Genomic DNA, 2,916 nt, shown 5'->3' with positions numbered 1-2,916 from the left:
GATCGGCACCGTCGGCATCGAAGCTGCGATGGACGACGAGCGCCGGATAGTCGGTGAAATTCGGGATCAGCGAAATGTCTGGTTCGCTTAACTTCAGCTTGACCGTATTGTCGTCGACCTTGGTGATCGCGCCATCCCTGGCCTTGCCGGTCTTTGCGTCGATCAGCGCGCCGACCCGGGCGGCCATGGAATTGCCGGCGACATTCTTCTCGCACCAGCGGGTCAGATTGTGAGCGACGTCATCGGCGTTGAAGGCATCGCCATTGTTCCACGTGATGCCCTTGCGCACATGCAGCACGTATTCGGTGGCGTCGTCGTTGATATCCCAGCTTTCGAGCAGGACCGGCTCGAAGGTGAATTGCCTGGTATAGCGGACAAGCGGCTCCAGCCAGCAGCGCGAAATGTTCGCCAGTTCCACCCAGTCGTAAGTGCGCGGATCCTTCTGTCCCTTCACCGACATCGAGACGCGCAGCGTTCCGCCTTTCTTCGGCTCTTCGGCCAAGGCCCGATCCGGCACGGCAAGGCCGATCATGCCATAGGCAAGAGCCGTCGATGCGCCGAAGGCGCTTGCCAGCGCCAGGAACTCGCGCCGGTCGACACGACCCGCGCGTGCTTCGACCGCCATTGCCTCGATAGCGCTCGGCACGCGATCGCCACTGCTTCTGAAGAATGCCATTTTTTCCTCCCGTCTGGTTCCCTTTGATCTTGGTTCTTCGCCTCAACTGACGCTGTCCGGCAGCCTCTCCTCGCGCCGCGCGATGAAATCCATCAGGCCATCGGCGATGCCTTCGTCGAGCTTCGGCTCCTCGTAATCCGCCAGCATGTTGCGCGCCTTCTCGCGGCCGCGCGTGTCGTGGTCCTTCGCCCCTTCTGCCTTCCACTGTTCGAACGAATTGAAGTCCATGATCGAGGGCATGAAGAAGGCGGATTCGAAATGTTCCAGCGTGTGCTGGGTACCGAGGAAATGGCCCTGCGGTCCCACCTCGCGGATTGCCGCCATGGCTTCCTTGAAATCGTCGAACGGCAGGCCGCCGGCATATTTGTACCAGCCGATGAGCTGTTCGCAGTCGGTGGCGAATTTCGAATAGCCGCAGGTCAGGCCGGCCTCGAGCCATCCGGCGGAGTGCCAGATGTAGTTGGCGCCGGCGAGGATGGCGGCATGCATCAGCATGTTCGCCTCGTAACCAGCCTGGGCGTCGTTGAGCTTCGACCCGACATGGAAGCCGGAGGTGCGCCACGGCAGCCGGTATTTCCGTGCCAGCGCTCCCATCAGATACATCATCTGCGCCGCCTCGGGCGTGCCGCCCATCGGAGCACCGGTCTTCATGTCCACCGTGACCATGAACTGTCCGTAGATCTGCGGCGAGCCTGGGCGCAGCAGTTGCGTGAAGGCGACGCCCGCCAGCGCTTCCGCATTGACCTGTGCCACAGCGCCCACGGCGGACGCCGAAGTCGAGGCGCCGCACAGTGCAAAGGGTGCGAGGATCAGCGGCTGGTTGCTTCGCGCATAGACCTTCATCGCGTCCAGCATGGTGGCGTCCCACACCAGCGGCGAATTGCAGTTGGTGATCGACACCAGGACAGGATTGTCGCGGACGTAATCCTCTCCGAACACGATGCCTGCCATCGCCATCGTGTCTTCCGCCCGCTCCTTGGACGTGACGATGCCCATGAACGGCTTGTCGGAATGCTTAAGCGCGGAATGGATGATGTGGAGGTGACGCTTCGGTACCGCGATTTCCATCGGCTCGCAAATGACCGAACTCGATGAATGCAGCGCCGGCGCCATGTAGGCGAGTTTGTGGAAATTGTTGAGGTCGGCGAGCGTGCCGTAACGCCTGTTGTTGTCGAGATCGCGAACATAGGGCGCGCCATACATCGGCACGAAGATGGTGTTGTTGCCGCCCACCCGCACCGTGCGCTGCGGATTCCTCGCATTGAGCGTGAACTCCGACGGGACCTTCGACACCAGTTCCATCAGCAGGGCCCGGTCGATCCGCACACGGGTTTCCGAGACATCCGCGCCCGCCGCCTTCCACAGTGCGATCGCCTCGTCGTCGCGGAACTCGCAGCCCACCTCTTCGAGGATCAAGAGCGACTCCTCGTGGATCAGTTCGACCGCCTCATCGGGGACCATCTGGTAGACGGGGATCTGGCGGACCAGCGTCGGGAACGACGTTACGGGAGCTCCGCGCAGGGCCTTGCGCCCCAGGCGGCCGCCACTGCGGCGGTTGGCATGTTCGGTCACTTCGGGGGCCGGTGCGTTCATGGCAACTCCATTCCACTCATGAAGGAGCCTAGCGCGACAAAATGGTGATGTGACGCTGGAAAATCCTGATCTCTTGTATAAGCTCAGCTTATGCGAAGCTTGCGCCACCTTCTGCCTTCGGCCGGCAGCCTGATCGTCTTCGAGGCGGCCGGGCGGCTGTCGAGCTTCACCGCCGCCGGGCGCGAGCTGGGCATGACGCAGGCCGCCGTCTCCTATGCCGTGCGCGGACTGGAAGAACAGCTCGGCGCCAAGCTGTTCCAGCGCCGCCACCGCCAGGTGCTCCTGACCGAGGCCGGCGAGCGCTTCCATGCCGACGTCTCGCTCGGCCTTTCGCACATCCGCAAATCGGCGGAGGATCTGCGCCTGCAGGCGACCGGCGGTCATGTCACGCTGGCCGCCTCGACCGCGTTCGGTTCGTTCTGGATGATGCCGCGCCTGCAGCAGTTCCGTGACGAGCTGCCGGGCATTGACCTGCGTATCCAGACCGCCGACCGCGACCTCGACATCATCGCGGAAGGCATTCCGCTCGGCGTGCGCGGCGGCGCGCCGCGGGACTGGCCGGACTATCATTCGTTGCCGCTGGCTGACGAGGAGATATTTCCCGTCGCCGGCACCAGCTATGCGGCAAAGTTCGGCCTGCCCAGATC

General features: G+C 63.1%; 3 protein-coding genes. 1 reads left to right on the top strand and 2 read right to left on the bottom strand.

Translation table 11 applies throughout. The features are described 5' to 3' along the window. Both ENZ75_RS27060 and ENZ75_RS27055 read right to left on the bottom strand, forming a co-directional pair. Positions 1-676: ABC transporter substrate-binding protein (locus tag ENZ75_RS27060; protein ID WP_245481255.1), on the bottom strand; the 676-nt coding region annotated here is incomplete at its 3' end. Positions 677-718: 42 nt separating this feature from the next. After that, positions 719-2,269, bottom strand: coding sequence for a trimethylamine methyltransferase family protein (locus ENZ75_RS27055; RefSeq protein WP_013532332.1), 1,551 nt, complete (start codon positions 2,267-2,269; stop codon positions 719-721). Between the two features lie 90 nt (positions 2,270-2,359). On the opposite strand from ENZ75_RS27055, the gene ENZ75_RS27050 reads away from it, so the two are divergent. Further along, positions 2,360-2,916: LysR family transcriptional regulator (locus ENZ75_RS27050; protein WP_128278446.1), on the top strand; the 557-nt coding region annotated here is incomplete at its 3' end.

Source organism: Mesorhizobium sp. M7A.F.Ca.CA.002.04.1.1 (assembly GCF_004022805.1).
In the GTDB taxonomy this organism is placed as follows: domain Bacteria; phylum Pseudomonadota; class Alphaproteobacteria; order Rhizobiales; family Rhizobiaceae; genus Mesorhizobium; species Mesorhizobium ciceri.
The sequence above is the reverse complement of the archived record's forward strand: the minus strand, read 5'-3'. Positions and strand labels throughout refer to the sequence as shown.

Excerpts from the sequence above, each read along its gene's own strand:
- ENZ75_RS27055 (WP_013532332.1), bottom strand. The coding sequence starts at position 2,269 with ATGAACGCACCGGCCCCCGAAGTGACCGAACATGCCAACCGCCGCAGT.